General features: G+C 45.1%; 18 protein-coding genes and 2 pseudogenes. 11 read left to right on the top strand and 9 right to left on the bottom strand.

Going from position 1 to position 18,630, the window contains the following annotated elements:
* Positions 1-18 precede the first annotated feature (18 nt).
* Positions 19-750, bottom strand: coding sequence for a DUF1223 domain-containing protein (locus V1467_RS18165; protein ID WP_416306391.1), 732 nt, complete (start codon positions 748-750; stop codon positions 19-21).
* Between the two features lie 72 nt (positions 751-822).
* Entirely contained in the window at positions 823-1,791 is a 969-nt protein-coding gene (pip, locus tag V1467_RS18160) for a prolyl aminopeptidase (RefSeq protein WP_416306390.1), read from the bottom strand.
* A gap of 113 nt (positions 1,792-1,904) precedes the next feature.
* On the opposite strand from pip, the gene V1467_RS18155 reads away from it, so the two are divergent.
* The 3 genes from V1467_RS18155 to V1467_RS18145 all read left to right on the top strand — a co-directional run bounded on the left by V1467_RS18155 (position 1,905) and on the right by V1467_RS18145 (position 3,537).
* Positions 1,905-2,132: a hypothetical protein gene (locus V1467_RS18155; protein ID WP_416306389.1), complete on the top strand. Its 228-nt coding sequence runs from the start codon at positions 1,905-1,907 to the stop codon at positions 2,130-2,132.
* Positions 2,129-2,764, top strand: a complete 636-nt coding sequence (locus tag V1467_RS18150) for a DUF2959 domain-containing protein (RefSeq protein WP_416306388.1) — start codon at positions 2,129-2,131, stop codon at positions 2,762-2,764. The genes V1467_RS18155 and V1467_RS18150 overlap by 4 nt, the downstream gene beginning before the upstream one ends.
* Positions 2,765-2,826: 62 nt before the next feature.
* Entirely contained in the window at positions 2,827-3,537 is a 711-nt protein-coding gene (locus V1467_RS18145; protein ID WP_416306387.1) for a ZIP family metal transporter, read from the top strand.
* 66 nt (positions 3,538-3,603) lie between these two features.
* Here V1467_RS18145 and V1467_RS18140 read toward each other — a convergent pair whose 3' ends face one another.
* The 3 genes from V1467_RS18140 to metB are packed head-to-tail and all read right to left on the bottom strand — an operon-like array spanning position 3,604 to position 6,546.
* Positions 3,604-4,452, bottom strand: a complete 849-nt coding sequence (locus V1467_RS18140) for a virulence factor BrkB family protein (protein ID WP_416306386.1) — start codon at positions 4,450-4,452, stop codon at positions 3,604-3,606.
* Positions 4,453-4,497: 45 nt separating this feature from the next.
* A complete protein-coding gene (gene metF / locus V1467_RS18135; protein ID WP_416306385.1) occupies positions 4,498-5,382 on the bottom strand; it encodes a methylenetetrahydrofolate reductase in 885 nt (294 codons plus the stop codon).
* A complete protein-coding gene (gene metB, locus V1467_RS18130; RefSeq protein WP_416306384.1) occupies positions 5,383-6,546 on the bottom strand; it encodes a cystathionine gamma-synthase in 1,164 nt (387 codons plus the stop codon).
* 192 nt (positions 6,547-6,738) lie between these two features.
* Between metB and metJ the strand changes: the two genes are divergently transcribed.
* A complete protein-coding gene (gene metJ, locus V1467_RS18125; protein ID WP_416306383.1) occupies positions 6,739-7,059 on the top strand; it encodes a met regulon transcriptional regulator MetJ in 321 nt (106 codons plus the stop codon).
* 42 nt (positions 7,060-7,101) lie between these two features.
* Here the strand turns inward: metJ and V1467_RS18120 are convergent, their stop codons facing one another.
* Complete coding sequence (locus tag V1467_RS18120) at positions 7,102-8,625, bottom strand: amidase (RefSeq protein ID WP_416306382.1); 1,524 nt, start codon at positions 8,623-8,625, stop codon at positions 7,102-7,104.
* Positions 8,626-8,720: 95 nt separating this feature from the next.
* Here V1467_RS18120 and V1467_RS18115 point away from each other — a divergent pair, with 95 nt between their 5' ends.
* The 3 genes from V1467_RS18115 to V1467_RS18105 all read left to right on the top strand — a co-directional run bounded on the left by V1467_RS18115 (position 8,721) and on the right by V1467_RS18105 (position 10,920).
* Positions 8,721-9,197: a GNAT family N-acetyltransferase gene (locus tag V1467_RS18115; RefSeq protein ID WP_416306381.1), complete on the top strand. Its 477-nt coding sequence runs from the start codon at positions 8,721-8,723 to the stop codon at positions 9,195-9,197.
* 117 nt (positions 9,198-9,314) lie between these two features.
* Positions 9,315-9,689 carry a BlaI/MecI/CopY family transcriptional regulator gene (locus V1467_RS18110; protein WP_416306380.1) on the top strand — a complete coding sequence of 125 codons (375 nt, stop codon included), beginning with the start codon at positions 9,315-9,317 and terminating at the stop codon, positions 9,687-9,689.
* Complete coding sequence (locus V1467_RS18105; RefSeq protein ID WP_416306379.1) at positions 9,682-10,920, top strand: M56 family metallopeptidase; 1,239 nt, start codon at positions 9,682-9,684, stop codon at positions 10,918-10,920. The genes V1467_RS18110 and V1467_RS18105 overlap by 8 nt, the downstream gene beginning before the upstream one ends.
* Positions 10,921-11,118: 198 nt before the next feature.
* Here the strand turns inward: V1467_RS18105 and V1467_RS18100 are convergent, their stop codons facing one another.
* The gene (locus V1467_RS18100; protein WP_416306378.1) at positions 11,119-11,781 is read right to left on the bottom strand and encodes a TetR/AcrR family transcriptional regulator; all 663 of its coding nucleotides are present in this window, start codon (positions 11,779-11,781) and stop codon (positions 11,119-11,121) included.
* A 144-nt stretch (positions 11,782-11,925) separates the two neighbouring features.
* Between V1467_RS18100 and V1467_RS18095 the strand changes: the two genes are divergently transcribed.
* Both V1467_RS18095 and V1467_RS18090 read left to right on the top strand, forming a co-directional pair.
* Positions 11,926-13,023 (top strand): HlyD family secretion protein, encoded by a 1,098-nt coding sequence (locus V1467_RS18095; protein WP_416306377.1) that lies wholly within the window; start codon positions 11,926-11,928, stop codon positions 13,021-13,023.
* A 15-nt stretch (positions 13,024-13,038) separates the two neighbouring features.
* Complete coding sequence (locus tag V1467_RS18090) at positions 13,039-14,589, top strand: DHA2 family efflux MFS transporter permease subunit (protein ID WP_416306376.1); 1,551 nt, start codon at positions 13,039-13,041, stop codon at positions 14,587-14,589.
* 394 nt (positions 14,590-14,983) lie between these two features.
* On the opposite strand, the pseudogene V1467_RS18085 reads toward V1467_RS18090, so the two are convergent.
* Positions 14,984-15,253: pseudogene (locus V1467_RS18085) on the bottom strand (integrase core domain-containing protein); the annotation flags it as partial.
* On the opposite strand from V1467_RS18085, the pseudogene V1467_RS18080 reads away from it, so the two are divergent.
* Positions 15,252-15,578: pseudogene (locus V1467_RS18080) on the top strand (transposase); the annotation flags it as partial. The pseudogenes V1467_RS18085 and V1467_RS18080 overlap by 2 nt on opposite strands.
* Positions 15,579-16,096: 518 nt before the next feature.
* Positions 16,097-16,546: a hypothetical protein gene (locus V1467_RS18075; RefSeq protein WP_416306375.1), complete on the top strand. Its 450-nt coding sequence runs from the start codon at positions 16,097-16,099 to the stop codon at positions 16,544-16,546.
* A 135-nt stretch (positions 16,547-16,681) separates the two neighbouring features.
* On the opposite strand, the gene V1467_RS18070 is transcribed toward V1467_RS18075, so the two are convergent.
* The gene (locus V1467_RS18070; RefSeq protein ID WP_416306374.1) at positions 16,682-18,238 is read right to left on the bottom strand and encodes a hypothetical protein; all 1,557 of its coding nucleotides are present in this window, start codon (positions 18,236-18,238) and stop codon (positions 16,682-16,684) included.
* Positions 18,239-18,630: the final 392 nt, after the last annotated feature.

Raw genomic sequence — 18,630 nt, 5'->3', positions numbered from 1 at the left:
TGACTCCAACAACTCAATTTATTGGGCTAATTTACCACCGACGGCCTGAATTGGGGAGGGACTAGTTTGTTGGGTTACCCAGGCGACAATGCCTTTTTGTGTGGCGGGACTGGACAAAGTCGGCCAGTTTGCTGATTGTTGTTGAATATCATTCTGATTGAGCAGGGTAAAACTGTTGTAACCTAGCACCACAAAGTCGTGGATTAATATTTTATCCTGATTTTCGCCAGCCAGTATCCGCTCCTGAAGATTAAAACCTATTACCGCGATATGTCCCTGATAGCGAGTCTGTCGGTCAGACTCGGGATAAAAACGTAGCGTGACATCTTTATCTCCAGCAACCAATTCCAGTTTGCCGGGGCGATTGTTGGCAAGGGGTAATTTCTTGGTACCGAAATAACCCCGCCATTCCTGACCATTTAATACGAATCCGGGAGTATATACGCCTTGTACATTTCCCTTTCGGGCATAATCGCGTTGTCGCTGGCTAAAATCCTTGTTCGAATACCGATCATGCCAGCCTAGTTCGTCCCAGTAATCCACATGAAACGCGACAGGAATAATGCTGTTCCATAACTTGTCATTTTGTTTATACAGCGACAGATAATGTTCGGCAGCAGGACAGCTGCTGCATCCTTGTGAGGTATATAGTTCTAACAAGTTAACTTGATTGACGGGACTGGAAAAAATTTGCTCATTTGCACCGCAGTGACAGGTAAAGATTAAGCATAACAACAGCAGTAAACGCATAAAATAGACTCACTATGTCAACATTACTCACACAGACCGGTAGTTAAGCCGATATGGCTCATTAAAAGATTGTCAGGCTGGTGGTTTACGCAGAAATCTGGCCATGGCGTCAGTGGCTTTGCAAAATGCGCTGGCAATCAATTCGTGGCTACCGCTATGTGGTGCGTTTGGCACAATACAGAGTTCGCTATTCAACCAGGCGTTATGCAAACTCTGGGCGGCTTCCAGTTTACATACCATATCGTAACGGCCATGCACGATAATGCCCGGAACCTCTCCCATTTTATCCACGTTATCCAGGATCTGGTTTTCGGCGATAAAACATTGATTGAGCATATAGTGACACTCCAGTACCGCCAGACTAAGTTGAGTATGCAGATTGTCATCTTGCTGTTCGGTATGGATAAAATGCAGGTGAGCGATATGCGCTTCCCAACCTGTCCAGAGTTTCGCTGCAGCAAGACGGCTAATTTCGTTGTCACTGGTAAGTTGCTGATGGAAGTGCTGGAGAACAGCCTGTGAAGAATCGCTTCTTTCGAGCTCGCTGACAAACTGCTGGTAATGGTCAGGAAATATTTGTGCGGCCCCTCCATCAGGAGCCAGAAACCAGTCAATATCTTCGGCCCGGGCCAGGAAGACGCCACGTAATACCATACCCAGCACCCTATCAGGAAATTGCATGCCATACAGCAGTGCCAGAGTGGTTCCCCAGGAGCCGCCACACACCAGCCATTTATCGATACCAAGATGTTGTCGGAGCGTTTCCATATCATCTATCAGTGCCTGGGTATGGTTATCCTTCAGTTCCAGAAAAGGGCGCGACTGTCCACAACCACGCTGATCCATATTGATAATGCGGTAGAGCTCGGGATTAAATAAACGTCGTGCAAATGGCGCAATACCGCCACCAGGGCCCCCATGCAGATAGATGACAGGTATGCCTTGCGGGTTGCCTGATTCCTCAGCGTGAAGGCTATGCAATTTGCACACATTGAGTTCAAAGCTATTAAAGGGCAGGATTGGCGGGTAAACTTTCAACATCCGGCAAACCTTAGATTGAGTAAAATAATAAATTCCATTAACTTGTAGTGTAACGGCTCAAGATGAGTGTGTATTTAAAGATAGCTTGAATATCTATATTGAAGGAGACATTTATGGCAGGGCAAGGTTCAGGTGGTAACGTATTGGCAGCACTGTGTAATATTTTTATTCCCGGTTTGGGACAGCTATTACAGGGTAGAATTTTAGCGGCGATATTGTTTTTTGTGTTTTGGTGTATTTCCTGGGCGCTGGTCTGGGTACTCATCGGTTGGGTCATACTGCCGATAGTCTATATCTGGTGCATTATTGACGCAGCCAAATATCGGGGCCCACCGCTATGAAAAAGCTGATCCTGCCATTGTTGATATTAGTTACAGGTTGCCAGTCAGCCTATTATGCAGCGATGGAAAAAGTAGGCATAGAAAAGCGCGATATTCTGGTAGATAGAGTCGAGGAAGCCAAAGATGCGCAGCAGGATGCCCAACAGCAATTTAGTTCGGCGCTGGAACAATTCAGTGATTTGATTCAATTTGACGGCGGTGAACTGCAAGAGGTGTACAACAAGCTCAAGGATGAGTATGAAGCCAGTGAGGAGTCAGCACTCAGGGTCAGTTCGCGTATCGATAAGGTTGAAAGCGTAGCCGAGGCATTATTTGATGAATGGCAGGATGAACTGGAAAAATATAGCAACGAGAATTTACGCCGAGATAGCCAACGTAAACTGAAAGATACCGAACGTCGTTATAGCAGTTTAGTTAAATCCCTGCGCAAGGCTGAAAGCAAAATGGCCCCGGTATTGTCTGCACTGCAAGATAATGTTCTGTATCTTAAGCATAATTTGAATGCTGCTGCAGTAGGCGCGTTACAAGGAGAGTTCGGCAATATCAAACGGGATGTGGATCAACTGATCAAGGAAATGAATGCCGCTATCGCCCAGTCCAACGAGTTTATCAGCAATATGAAGGGTGGTTAGCCGTATTTTGTATTGCATCCTGAGCTCAAGCTAGAAGTTACATAATGGATACGAGCATTTTGATGCAGCCCTTATTCGTTGTTGTGCTGTTAACCTTAGGGGCAGGGCTGGCAATGCCGTTGGGGGCGTTGCTGGCAAGGTTTGAGAATATACGCTCTGACTGGCTGGAGCAGGAGTTCAGGCATAGTGTCGTTGCCTTCGGCGGAGGCGCATTGTTGTCTGCCGTGGCACTGGTGCTGGTACCTGAAGGTATTGCCCATCTTTCCCCCTCTGTTGCAGCAAGTTGCCTGATTTTGGGCGGCGTCGCCTTTATGGGGCTGGATATATTGCTGGCCCGGCTAAAAACCTCCGGTAGCCAGTTGGCCGCCATGTTAAGTGACTTTATCCCTGAATCGATGGCATTGGGCGCCGCAATAGCCATAGGTAACGACAGCGCGTACTTGCTGGCAGGTTTGATTGCATTACAAAATCTGCCCGAAGGATTTAACGCTTTTCGGGAAATTGAGCAAAGCGCAAACCTGTCGAGCAGAAAAATAGTAACCATTTTTACCTTGATGGCGCTGCTCGGGCCATTAGCCGGAATCAGTGGCTATTTGTGGTTGTCTGATTACCCGGCAATCACCGGTATTGTGATGTTAATTGCTGCAGGAGGCATTTTGTACTCGGTATTCGAGGATATTGCTCCGCAGGCCAGACTGGAAAAACATCGTGCCCCGCCTATCGGAGCGGTACTGGGATTTGTGCTGGGTGTGATGGGGTATATGTATACCTGAATGTATGCGGTTAAAACTCGGTCAGCAGCGCTAGCAAACGGTTTTATCTTGTTATACGGATTGGTATTAATCGGTATCAGAAAACTTTTCGACCTGAACGGTAAATTCAGCCCCGACCAGTACTACAATCCAGCTCAGGTAAATCCATAGAAAAAGAATAGGGATGCTGGCCATGGCGCCATAGATAACCTGATACGAAGGAAAACTGCTTATATAAAATGCAAAACCTTTTTTGGATAGCTCGAACAGCATAGCTGCCACCACCGCACCACTAAAAGCATGTTTGGCGTTAACCCGTTTATTGGGTACTACCATATACAGAATAAAAAAGGCCCCAATCGACGTGACGTAAGGCACTAGTTTCAGCGAGAACGTGGTAATGTCTGACGTATAGCCATCGGCAAAACTCGCCAGCCCCACTAGATAGGAACTGATGGCAATACCTGTTCCCATTAACATAGGCCCTAGAGTTAGTACCATCCAGTATATGGCGAAAGTAAAAATAGGACGTCGTACGCTAGGGGTGCGCCAGATATGATTGAGGGTTTTATCCACATTGGATATTAGCAATAACGCCACCACCACCAGTGACAAAATACCCACTGCGCCCATCTGTGACGCATTACCGGCAAATTGATTCACGTATTTTTGTACTACACCACCAGCGTGTGGCACAAAATTGCTGAAGATAAAGGATTCCATCTCGCCGCGAACTTCGGAAAAGGCCGGAAAAGCCTGCAATATAGTGAAAAACACCATAATAAAAGGCACCAGCGACAGCAGGGAAACGTAAGCGAGATGACCAGCCGATACCGTTATGCGATCATCTTTGCAACCTCGTATAAAGGCTTTGGCAAACGACATCAGTTGCGGACTTTGCTGCCGCCACCACTTAACGATTTTGTTGTCACTCAAATTATGTACTCCAGCCAAACGGCCGGTAATACGTTACCGGCGAGATTATTCTGAGCGTAAGCCTAACATATGGCAAATAGCATAACTTAATTCGCTGCGATTCAGGGTGTAAAAATGGAAATCACGTACCCCTTCTTTAGCCAGAATTTTGACCATATCCATCGAGATGCTGGCACCTAGCAAATTGCGGGTGGTTTGATCATCGTCTGCCAGCCCGTTATACATTTTATGCAGCCAGTCAGGCACGTGAACATTGGTCATACCGGCAAATCGCACCAGGGTTTTATAATTGGTAACCGGCAAAATACCGGGCACGATATCCACATCAATTCCTGCTGCTGCAGCGCGATCCCGGAAACGTAGAAACACTTCTGCGTCAAAGAAAAACTGGGTAATGGCCTGGTTAGCGCCAGCCTCGGCCTTACGCTTGAGGTTGAGCAGATCAAACTGGCTATTGGGGGCATCGGGATGTACTTCAGGATAAGCGGCTACCGCAATATCAAAATCCGCCACGTCTTTGAGCAATCCGACCAAATCGCTGGCATACATTTCGGTTTTATCCATTCCCGCAGGTAAATCTCCGCGTAATGCGACAATACGGCGAATACCGTTATCCCAGTAATCTTGGGCAATCTCTTTCAGCTCATCACGCGTGGCGTCAACACAGGTCAAATGCGGTGCGGCACTGATACCGGTCTGGGTTTGGATCCGCTTGACGACTTCGTGAGTCCTGTCCCGTTCACCACTATTGGCACCATAAGTCACCGACATGTAGGCCGGTTTTAATGGTGCCAGACGTTCTACCGATTTCCACAGTGTCTGTTCCATCTGCTCGCTATTCGGCGGGAAAAACTCAAACGACACATTGATGTCTTTTAACTGCGATAATGACTGGTTCAGGGCATCGATACCCCGTGCGTAAGACACCATTTAGGCTTCCTTAATTTTGTTTAAAGCGTTGAGTAAATCGGTGACCAGATCATCACCATATTCTACACCGGCAGAAATTCTGAGCAGGGTGTTGCTGATCCCTGCGGTTCTTTGGGATTGCTCATCCATTGCCCTGTGCGTCATGGTTGACGGATAGCAAATTAGGCTCTCTGTGCCTCCCAGTGATTCGGCAATGGAAAACAGGCTGATATTGTTGAGCAAGGTTGCCACTTCATCAACGCCACCCTTTAGTTCAAAGCTGAGCATGCCACCAAAGCCTTTTTGCTGCTTTTTGGCGATGCTGTGTCCGGGATGATCGGTCAGGCCGGGATAATAAACTTTCGCCACTGCCGGGTGGGCAACAAGCGCATCAACCAGTTGTTGCGCGTTTTGCTGATGCACCGCCATTCTGGCCGATAACGTGCGAATACCGCGCAGGATCATATAGTTATTTAATGCAGAGCAGTCGGTTAATCCCAGGCAATTGGCCCACCAGCCTAGATGCTCGGCGACCTCGGCATCGGCACATACCACTACACCACCTAATGCATCGCTATGGCCATTGATATATTTGGTGCAGGAATGCACCACAAAGTCAGCTCCCAGGGTCAGCGGCTGTTGCAATATAGGTGACAAAAAGGTGTTATCCACCGTTACTTTAGTACCTTGCTGTTTGGCAACGTTGCAAATGGCTTCAATATCCACCAGACGCAATAACGGGTTACTGGGGGTTTCCAGCCAGATCATTGCCGGTTTCGCTGCCAGCGCTTGTTCCAGCTCGGCAGGATTGGTTTGATCTACCACTTTTAGAATAAAATGACCTTTATTGGCCAGCGCCTTAAACAAACGTAAGCTGCCACCATAGCTGTCATGCGGTACCACCAAGGTATCGCCTTGCTCCAGTAGCTGCATTAACAAGGTAATGGCGGCCAGTCCGCAGTTGGTGACGATTGCGCCTGCGCCTTGCTCCATATCTGCCAGGGTTTTTTCAAGCAGTTTGGTGTTCGGGTTACCCGAGCGAGCATAGTCAAATTGCCCAGGCTCGCGAAAGTCTTCAAAGGCAAAGTTGCTGGTCATATAAATAGGAGGAACCACAGCACCATAAACCGGATCGGTTTCAATTCCGCTGCGTACCGCTACTGTCTGACTGTTGAGTTTTGACATGTTAAACCCTGTTTGGACGTTTAGACGTCCAAATGTAAAGAAAGAAGACCAAGCCGTCAAGATGTTTAGACATCTAAGTGACTAACCGTTAGAATTTCGTGGCAGAATAATAATAATTTAATAATTGTGGATATAGCTTGTTTGGCTATATACCAGCGCAGTTATTTATTAATAATCGAGAGTAGACCCGATATGGCTAAATGGAATGGCAATTATATTCATCCCTATGCAGAGCACGGTAAAAAAAGTGAACTGGTAAAAAAAGTCACTGTTTCTATTCCACTCAAAGTATTGAAAGTCCTGACTGACGAACGTACCCGTCGGCAAGTTAATAATTTACGTCATGCGACCAATTCAGAGCTACTGTGTGAAGCCTTTTTGCACGCCTTTACCGATCAGCCGTTACCTAATGACGATGATTTGCGCAAAGACAATGAGCATCGCATTCCGCTCGAAGCGCGCAAAATTATGCAGCAGATGGGTATCGAGATTGACGAGGATGAATTGATCTAAACACCGGACTGCCGCGCTCAACGGCAGTCGGTTAATGTTTGATTACAGTTCTGGTGGCTTGCGATGTTGAGTGGCTTGCTCAAATCCGTAAGCTGCTTCTATCAAGGTTCCTTCCGACAGCATCCCGGCAAAAAATGATAACCCCACAGGTAAACCATGCACTTGTCCCATTGGCACCGTAACATGCGGATAACCGGAAATGGCTGCAGGCGATGAAGCCGCGCCGGTATAGTGATCGCCATTGATCCAGTCGGTTTTCCAGGCGGGCTGATTACTGGGCGCAATCAGTAAATCCAGATCGTGCTTTTGTAGTGCCGCATCAATGCCTTGTGAACCGGTCAGCCTTTTGGCTTTAGCCAGCGAATCTTTGTATAACTTGTCGCTTAACGGGCCTTTATCCTGTGCCTGCAGGAAAATTTCCTGTCGGAAGAAAGGCATTTCCTGCTGTTGATGTTGATTATTAAAATCGATCAACGCCTGTAATGATTTGGGTAAATTCTCGGCTGTGGTGGATAAATACTGGTTTAAATCGGTTTTGAATTCGTATAACAACACTTCATACTCTGCCGCGCCCCATTCGCTGCTATCGCCGAGTTTAACCTCATCCACTATGATGGCACCTTGCTGTTTCAATACTTCTACAGCCTGCTCGAAAAGATCGTCTACATCCGGTTGATAACCCATTAACTGGCGAACAATACCAATCCGTTTGCCTTTTAAGCCATCCAGTTTTAAATGGCTGGTAAAATCGACATCAATCTTTTGTGCTTGTTTATCCTTAGAATCAACCCCGACCATACTGGCCAGCAGATAAACCGCATCTTCAACCGTTCGGGCCATCGGGCCGGCGGTATCCTGGCTGTGGGCGATGGGAATAATACCGCTGCGGCTCACTGTTCCCAGGCTAGGCTTGATTCCCACAATACCGTTTAACGATGAAGGACAAGTGACCGAGCCATCGGTTTCTGTACCTACTGCCAACAGCGTCAGGTTAGCCGCCACCGCAACACCGGAACCGGAACTGGAACCACAGGGACTGCGGGTCGGATCATAAGGATTTTTGGTTTGCCCATATAAACCACTCCAGCCGCTGGATGAATGACTGGAGCGGAAATTGGCCCACTCACTTAAATTGGTTTTACCCAGAATAATCGCCCCGGCCTTGCGTAACTGTTTAACAACAAAGGCATCCTCAGCCGGGTAATTATTTTTTAACGCTAGTGAACCTGCCGTATTAGCCATGCCGTCCGCAGTATCAATGTTGTCCTTGAGCAATACCGGAATGCCATGTAATGGACCTCGAACAATATTATTTTGCCTTTCTTTATCCAGTTGTTTGGCTTGCGCCAGTGCATTATCGTTAAGCTGCACCACTGAATTAAGTCGTACGCCATTTTGATCAAGGGAATCAATTCGGTCCAGATAAAAACTGACTAGTTGCTGGCTGGTGAGATCGCCGGATTTAAATAACTGTTGCGCTTGCTTAATGGACAGTTCTTCCAGTGCAGGAGCAGCCAAAATAACCGGGCTGAGAAATAAAATAATGATATTGAACAAGATTTTCATGGTGCTTATCCTTATTATTTTAATTTAGAGCAACACGCCCTAGTTATACCGCCATTATTTGGTGACTGTCCAACCCAATAACTCAGGTTTAATGCATGGATGTAAATATTCATATACGTCAACCCAGAGTCGACGAAGCGCAAATGCTAACGACGCTGGTACTGCGATCAAAAGCGTATTGGGGCTATTCGACTGATTTTATGCAACGCTGTGTCGACGAGCTGTGCATCAGTGAAGATTCATTGCAAAACCCGAACGAACACCATTTTGTCGCGCAAGTCGGCAACAGGCTGGTCGGTTATTGCCGACTGGTAGCTGTTTCTGCAACCGAGGGCGATCTGGAAGCCTTGTTTGTGGCTCCTGAAAGCATCGGCTGTGGCGTGGGACGCCAGCTTTTCCTGAACACAAAACAGGTCGCGATTTCACTCGGATTGAAGACCCTGACTATCCAGAGCGATCCTAATGCAGCCGAGTTCTATTGTTCGATGGGAGCCGTGCATATTGGTGAGCAGCCATCGGGTAGTATCCCTGGCCGATCACTACCGCTGTTTATTGTTGATCTTTACCAGTAACAAACTCCGCCGGATTTAAATTGCTGAAAAAATATTGCACATAATAATTTGCATATTTCGATTACAGGTGTAATCTATCTATGTTGACTACGTTTGTAATCATTAAGGAATGTACTTATGACAGAAATTAGCCGGGCGGAATTTGATGTGCTTAATGCGTTGTGGGAAGGCTATCCTGCATCCGCAAACGACATTATCGAACGTCTGAATAAACAAAAAGATTGGCATGATAAAACGGTTAAAACCTTACTTAGCCGTTTGGTAAAAAAACAGGCAATTAAGTTTGAGAGTAAGGATAGACGTTACTGGTACTCGCCACTTATTGAGCGTGAATCTTATGTGGTTAACGAAAGCAAAAGTTTGATTTCACGCTTGTTCGAAGGTCGTGTAGCCCCCCTGGTCGCCGGGTTCGCCAATGATGATGCCTTATCCCGCCAGGATATTAATGAGTTAAAAGCATTGATTGAAAAATGGGAGAAAGACAATGGCTAGCTGGGTTATCTCACAACAACTGGCATTGAGTATGGTTTTGCTGGTGTTGGTAATTATAGAGCGCTCATCACGGCAGACCTTATCGCCTTCACAGTTATATGCTTTATGGCTAATGGTGCCGTTAATTTTACTGGTCAATAACTTGCCAACAGACATTTTGCCGGTTAATCAGAGCTATATTCCCCAATATGTGGTCAGCATGGCGGCTGGCAAAGAAATTAACTCGTTGAGTATTGGTTGGCATGCTGTTTGGGGTGTTGGCGCATGTTTAATTGCCGTGATAGGTATTTATGCCCAACGCGGCTTAAACAAGGCAACAGCAGAATTCCGCCTGATCAGGCATTTGCCCATTGAGATACCCAAACAAATAGAAGTGCGTCTGTGTGAGCAGATAGGCGGCCCATTATTAAGTGGTTTGTGGCGGCCAGTGTTATTTTTGCCACAGGATTTTTTCAGCCAATACAGCCCGCAACAGCAACATATGATGATTCAGCACGAGCTGGTGCACTATCAACGCAAAGATAACTGGTTCAATTTGCTAGCCGTCACATTGCTTGCCCTGTTCTGGTTTAATCCGCTGAGCTGGCTGGCCTACCGTTCATTTAAACGTAATCAGGAAACCGCCTGTGATGCAGTCGTACTGGAAAATGCATCACAACAGGAAAAAGTGTTGTACAGCAAAACCCTAGTGCAGTGCGCCGAGCACACGCTACATGTATTACCTGTTTATTCACCCTATGGAGAGAAAACCACTATGTTCAAACGTATACAATTAATACAACGTAAAACTGAGAAGCGTCCCCTACTTACTGCCGCTGTATTGGGTCTTTTCGCTGCCATTTTTGCTAGCGTAACGCTTGCTAGCAATGATTTTAGTCAGCAAAAGGTTGAGGGATTAATAGCTGCAATGCCAGTAAAACGCATTGAACCTTTGTATCCGCCTGAAGCTATCGAGCAAAAGTTAAATGGCTCTGTGGTTTTGCGCTTTGATATTGAAGCCGATGGCAGCACCAGTAATATTGAGATTGTTAAATCACAACCAGAGAACACCTTTGATAAGAACTCTATTGCAGCGCTAAAGCAGTGGATCTATAAACCTCGGATTGTAGGTGGTGTAGCTCAAAAGCAAAGTGGCTTATTGGTGCAATTGGACTATCTATTGGATCCTGAGCAACCGGCACGCCCTTCAATGATTGAAACCATTAAAGTCAGTCAAACCACCTCTCATTAAGACCCTTTGTGTCCCACACCTTTCTGGCCTGGTTAGCAGATAGGTGTGGTTTCCTTTTTCAGGTACAGGGCGAATTACCGATTACCCCATGTGGAATTGCGTTCAGATAAGGGTGCCAGTTTGTTAGTGGGCAGAGTATTTAAAAATTAAAGTTTCGGTGTGTTTCAAATGACTAATTTGGCTGAAGGGCCACGATAATCATTCCGTTCGATTAACTGCACAACCATTCAAGAATAATTTAACCGCGCGGCTAACAAAGTTTTGCTTCTCTACGTTGGTTAATTTGACCTCATCGCCGAATACGCAGCGCATATGGTAGTTACCCTTAAACATGCTCATGAGCTGCTGAGCACCAATGTAACAATCATCCAGCTGCAGGTAGTTTTTATCTACCAAACTTTGCAGATAGTCAGCAACAAATCGCATATTGCGCTCCGGGGCCGTTTTTAAAAAGATTTCACGCAGTTGAGGATACCGTGCAGATTCGGAAATTAATAAACGGTGAATAGCACCAACTTTGGGTGAGGTAAGTAAATCCAGAAAACTCATACCCATACTGGTCAGCACCTGTTCCGGGTCTTTGGCTTCAATACATGGTACTGACAGTTTTTCGATCATCTGGCCAGAAGTGCGTTCAATAACTGCCTGAAATAACCCCTCCTTATTTCCAAACAAACGGTACAAAGTGGCAAGTGAGCCACCAGCAATGGACATTATTTCCTGTAAGCTGGCTGCTTCAAATCCGTTCTGGCAGAAAATTTCAGTGGCAGCATCCAATATCTTGTCCCGTCTTAACAGGCCTTTCTCGCGCGGCGTGTAATCCGGATCACAACTTGCCAATGGAATATTGTCGTCACTCATTAATATTTACTACCTATCATTTGATTTCATGATGTTACCAAAAATGTTAGAGGCTGTTTATTTATTATTGGCACTTGAAATAAAGTGTAGTGTAATATACATTACACCTTGTCAGATTGCTATATCCTTGTTCGGAACCTATCCATGAAATCAGTCATTAAAAAAGCCGTTATCGGCATTATTGTTGTAATTCTGCTGTTTTTTGCCGCACGTGCTGGTCTGGAGTGGTACCAGCATGGTCGTTTCACCGAAGAAACCGATAATGCCTACATTAAAGCGGATACCGTGGCGATACGTCCGGAAATCTCCGGTCGCATCGAAACGGTAGCTGTACAGGAAAATCAGCGAGTGCAAAAAGGCCAGTTGTTAGTCCAGATAGATGCAGGTGATTATCATGCCAAAGTCATGCAGGCTAACGCCCAACTGGCGGTAAGTCGTGCGGCGCTGGATGATGCCGATGCACAGTTTCTGTTACAGGATAAAAAATTGGATGAAGCCAGTGCCAATATTGATGCAGCGCGTGCTGAACTGCACCGTTCAGAACTGGAATTAAAGCGCTTTAAAGTACTGGAAAGCCAGTCGTTTGATTCCAAGCAACAACTCCAGAATGCCGAAGCTGCGGTAGATGTGGCCAAGGCCAAAGTAGCCCAGGCAGAAGCGGCAAAAGCGGCTGCTACCCAAATGCTTAAAGTACTGGAAGCCAAACGCAGCAGTGCCGATGCACAAATTGCAGTGGTGCAATCCGAACTGGAATACGCACAAAATCAGTTGGCCAAGACTTCTATCGTGGCACCCAGTGACGGCATTATCGGTAATTTGGGCGCCCGCGTGGGCAGTTCCGCCCAACCGACTATGACCTTATTGTATCTGGTGCCACTGCCTAATATTTATGTAATTGCCAATTATAAAGAAACCCAGATTGCGCATATGACGATTGGCCAGTCAGTCAGTTTGAGTGTGGATGCCCAGCCGGATATATCCTTTACCGGTGTAGTGGAATCCTTGGCACCGTCAACCGGCACTGAATTCAGTCTGTTGCCGGCGGACAACGCAACCGGTAATTTTAATAAAATTGTTCAGCGTGTGCCGGTACGAATTCGAGTCACCGGCCCCAGCAATGCCTTACCTTTATTGCGTCCGGGTCTATCGGTGGTGCCATCAGTGGATACCCAGAGTTTTAGTCAGCAAGTGTCTTATCTGGATAAACCGGCTACTGATACTACTGCGTTTGCCGCACACTAAGCCGGAATTGCAGCAATGACCGATAAAAACGATCTGCCGCCGATATCGCATCGCATCGGCTTTATTGCGGCGATGGTAGGTATGTTTATGGCGATCCTGGATATCCAGATTGTCGCCAGTTCGTTAAATGAAATTCAGGCCGGTGTATCAGCTACCCCGGATGAAATATCCTGGGTGCAAACGGCTTATCTGATTGCTGAAGTGATTATGATCCCGCTATCGGGCATGCTTACTCGCTGGTTATCGACTCGCCTGACATTTGTGTTGAGTTGTTCGGCTTTTACCCTGGCCAGCGTTGGTTGTGCGATGGCACAAACCATTGATCAGCTTATCGTGCTGCGGGCTATTCAGGGGTTTGTCGGTGGGGCGATGATACCTATTGCCTATGCGCTGGGATTCCGTTTGTTTCCACCCCGTATGATGGGGCTGATTCAGGCCATTATCGGTATGATTGCCACCACGGCTCCCTCTATCGGACCAACGCTAGGCGGTTTTATTACCCAGACAACCAGCTGGCACTGGCTGTTTTTGATGAATGTGATCCCGGGGATCATCGCCAGTGTGGTGGTGTGGTTTAACCTGCATATTGACGAGCCGGATTTCAGCCTGTTCAAAAAAATCGACTTTACCGGCTTGTTGTTTCTGGCGCTGTTCTTGGGCCCACTGGAATTTGTGCTGGAAGAAGGTCCGGGCGAAGACTGGTTTGCCAGCAGCGAGATTATCTGGTTCTCATTATTAAGTGCCTGCAGCGCCGTGGCCTTTTTCTGGCGGGCATTAACGGTGGACTTCCCTATTGTTGATTTGAAGGTGTTTAAAGATCGCAATTTTGCTCTGGGGACTATTCTCGGCTTTATTATTGGTATCGCCCTGTATGGACTGGTGTATTTGATGCCAATGTATTTTGGCACTGTGCGTATGTTTAACAGTTTGCAGATTGGCGAGATCATGTTTATTACCGGCGCCACCATGTTCTTTACCGCGCCGGTGGTGGGGCGTTTGTCGGATAAAGTCGATGTACGCTATATGCTGACCTTTGGACTGTTCCTGGTGGGATTGGGCGCCATTATGAATTCAACCCTGACAACAGAGGCTGGCTACGACGAATTTTTCTGGCCGCAAATTGTGCGCGGAATTGGTTTGTTAATGTGTATTTTAACGGCGACCCGGCTGGCGATGGGCACCTTGCCAGCCCACGAAATCAGCAATGCCGCAGGATTGTTTAATGTCATGCGTAACCTGGGTGGAGCCGTAGGGCTGGCGACCATGGATACCATTCGCGATGTTCGCTTCGATTATCACTGGACCCAGCTTATTCATGCTATTGATACCACTCGCGATGTGGTGGTGCAGCAGCTGTATCAATCGCAAATGCAATTAACCGGTATGGTTAACGATCCTGCCGCTGCGGCGATTAAACAAATGGCGCAACGGGTGATGGCACAAGCTCGGGTGCTGTCGTTTAACGATTTGTTTTTAATTTTGGGAGTGCTGTATCTCTGCGCAGTGCCACTGATGATTTTTATGCGTAAACCCGCGCCAGCCAAGGGGCCGGTCGCGGAACACTAATACTGGTGTAAGTTTTATGTAAATTATTATTTTAGAAAGGAATTTATAGCCAAATATTGAGTCAGACTTTTTACGTTAAGTATGCACTTCTCCCTTTACTAGCGTGGCGGTTTCAATACCGCATTTTCTCCCACTGCCATTATTACTAGCGTGATAATGGTGAGTGGGATTTTTATCTTTAATGATTTCTATTCATCCGTTCACTTTACATTTTTTGTAAGACAGATTTTTTATGTAAAAAAGAAAGCAGTTATTGTGAGAGTCTTTAGCTCGTAAAGGCACCTAAAAGTTAGGGTAGCGGTACTGCCTTAACTTCCAATTATTGATACATAGGAGTAAACCGGTGAAAAAAATATTCTCAACTCTATTTAAAGTTACATTGTAACTGTAGTGGTCAACTAATTCCGGACAGTAAATTAGATAGATCCTCAGCTTTTGCCGGTGGCACACCATTGTTGAACTGATGCGGCCTGCTCCAGTTGTAATAATCCATCAGGTAAAAACTGATATCACGCTGTGCTTCTGCTTTGCTCATATAACCGGTTACCGGCACCCACTCAGACTTTAAGCTTCTGAACAGTCGCTCCATTGGGGCATTATCCCAGCAATTACCTCGGCGGCTCATGCTTTGTGTCATGCGGTAGCGCCATAATCTTTGCCGGAATATCGCTTGTCGCGACTGCAGCATGCGAAGTCAGTGCACACGCTCTAAGAAAGAAACAAAAAAAATGAAGCGTTGGGTACATGAAAATGTGATTGATAGTATGCATGAACGACTGAAAAAGGCGTCACATGTTATCGTTACCCGAAAGCAAACTGTGGAGCATCCATTTGACACGATTAAGATGTGGATGGGGGCAATTCAATATCTAGCGAGACGCATTAAAAATGTAAGTACGGAAACAAGTCTTCATGTGTTGGCATACAATTTAAAAAGAATGATGAGCATAATGGGAACAACTGGATTGATGGAAGCCATAAGGAGATAAAGGCAAATTTAGCATCAATTCATGTTATAAAACCGCATTAAAACGTCATGTTTATCATAATCGACTCACCTTACTACTACAAAACTAGAATTCAGTACTAACGCTAATAATGGATAATTAACTCATTCAGTAGGTTGGGTATCAGCTAGGACAGGGTTTGGCGATAATATACCGAGTTTTTACACAACGTGAGCGAACAAGAGACGGTCACGATCATTTGGTAGAATTGGCTGAATTATACAACGCGGACGTTTAGCCGACTCAATTGTGCCCCTCAATTAAATTAGAACTATAAAATCCTATAATCGTTTGCTGAGCGAGCTAACAACGCCATTAGCGCCTTGCTGTAAAACTCCCCAACCAGATAAAAGCCAACATCATAAAAATCAAAACAAGACGCAAAAAACTTTGCAAAATATCATTGCTCAAGGCAAGGTTATGAGCATTGCAAATTGAAACAAAGGCAATGCTATAGATGGTCAGAAACGACTTTTTCTACAGCCTCGTTAGGCATAAGTATGAACAGGATTACATTCAAGGTCATAAAGAAGCATAAATATGATTCCGGTTGTGAATCTTCACTGGTTAATATCCTTATCGATGACAAACCGTTGGCAAAAATTATGAAAGCTTATGAGATGCCAATGGCAACAAAGGAAGGACATCCGGACCTTGCAGGGGGCTACCATGCCATTGAGGTATTATCTTCACTCGAAAAATATTATCTTGGTAAAGATAAGGCAGATTGGGGGGATGAAGAAAACAAAACAGCACTACTCGGTTGTGAGTGCGGTACTGTAGGTTGCTGGCCGTTGCTTTGTAAAATCAGCTTACAGGGTAATAAGGTTATTTGGTCTGAGTTCGAGCAACCTCATAGAGACGATGACTGGGATTATTCGGCTTTCGAAGGTTTTGTGTTTGAGAAGCAGCAGTATCTTAAAGCTATAGACGCAATGAAAAATGCCTAACAAGTAAAGCCAGCTTCGATCCTACGGGGCTGGACCTTCGTTTCGGCACTTCGCGCCTACACTACGACCGCTGCTTTAGGCGTTACTTATATCTGAGGCAAAGCTAACGGAGACCCGCATTTGAAAATATAAATGCTATTGGCTGTTATAAAAGTTATATTGCTTTATTAAATTATGTTCGAACTTCTTTCGAACATCACTATTACAGTCATAATCGTTCATGAATTTTTCAAGACTGCTAAATACCTCAAGAACTGCCTGTTTTTCTTTTTTGAGATTATCTTTTCTTTCAAATAAAGAGGCAGATTGAGCCTCAACTATTAATGTTCCGTGTTTGAAACAAATATCAGAACACGCTTCCTTAAATTCTTGGTTAAGCTTATACGTATCACTAACCTGATAAGGGTCCACACGAGTTACCTCCGAACCGAGTCCATCAGTTATCTTGTAGCCAGTCATATTCACGCTTTTATTTACTTTGAATGCCCCAAGTTTAAAGCATTGTTGTGCGCTATTCGCGTAATTTAACATATAAAACCCTACCATCTCCTCAATCAAATTTAACCTCTTTCCTCCTGCAATTGCATTTAGAACAGTAGCGTGAGCATCGGATTTTCTTTGAAGATGAGGTGACATATATCGACTGCTATCAGCTCTCATATTTCCGCGATAGACCTGATCCAGGTAACGCCCAGCAGGGTAAAAACAAAGGGGGCATATACTAGGCGAGTTATTACTATTAATGGAAGTAGGATTGTCACATAAAAACACGGCGGTTTTTGGATCTTGAGAAGCTAGACTTTCTCCCATATCAACTCTACTGCTCCCTCCTCCTTGATAATAAAAAAACACGCCTTCACCCTCTACAGCAAAATAAAACCTTTTCTTATCCTTTCTGCTCGCTAATCTAGTAAATAGAACCTTTCCATTTTCACGACTAAATGCTTTACATTCTTGGCTGTTATCTTTAACTTGCGACAAAGTAATTTCAGAAATCGGTCTTGTTTTTATGGTGTCGTATGGACTACTTTTCCTTATATGAATATTCTCTCGAACAATTTTTTCTACTGTTTTAGCCACAAGGAATTGAGGGTTTTCGGAGCGAGCTATTGCTAATGGAGCGATTAATTTATGAGTAAAGTTACTATTTAAATTTTGGTATCCATTCAATTGTAAAACAAACTCATCTGAAACTTTTACTCGGGAGAACACTAACTGTCCGTCATTGTTGCTTCCCAGCTCATCTGTAAAAAATATCTGTTGCGAATCTTTTGCCTCAAGTCTGAAACTGTTTTTATCAACAATATAACCACTAAAATATCGGTCGATATCTTTATAACTTGACGAACCATGAGCAGGGAAAAATTTTTCTTTTCGAGAAAAAATGAAAAAATGCTTACCTCGTAATCGCTGAGGTTCTATCAGCATTTCATAGAGAAAACCTGTTTTGTGTGAGAATAAATAACCGACGATTCTACCGTATTCGTTTGACCATATAAGCGCTTCAATTTTTTCCGTTTCAGTTGAAACTAGCCAACTTCCTGAAAAAAAGTCTGGTTGATAGTCCCTGTCAACGAGTAAATTTAGTTTCGTCTTATTCTCTGGTTTTGCATGGACAAGACTGGCTGAATTCAATAAAAACACTATTAAAAAAGCCATAAATACGCGATAAGTAACCTCCACTGTATTCACTTACAACTACTCCTTCGTTGACTACTTTATTGAATATAAGAAGAATTAAAACTATTTACAACCCCCTGTGACAGCTGTTTTTTTGACTGGGTTGATTTGTTTAAATGTTCGATTGGGGGCGCTTTGCATGGCATGTCAGTCCTCAAGTTCATGCGTAGATAGGCCATCGATACAGAGAATTGTTGATCGGCTTGTCAGTGCTCCTACTGTAACTATCCTTTAAAATGATACTGCCTGCTAATGACCGTAAAGGGCCTGAAACCGGGCCCAAATAGTCTATTTTCAAGTGCAGTTTAATTATCTAAAAGAGCATAACTTGTCGATGACCGCTTTCCACCCTGAACTAGATCGTCAACTAGTGGCTAATTTGCTTTTGCTACATAGCTCTTTTT

Origin of the sequence: Neptunicella plasticusilytica, from assembly GCF_047922965.1 — a bacterium.
Classification (GTDB): domain Bacteria; phylum Pseudomonadota; class Gammaproteobacteria; order Enterobacterales; family Alteromonadaceae; genus Neptunicella; species Neptunicella plasticusilytica.
The sequence above is the reverse complement of the archived record's forward strand: the minus strand, read 5'-3'. Positions and strand labels throughout refer to the sequence as shown.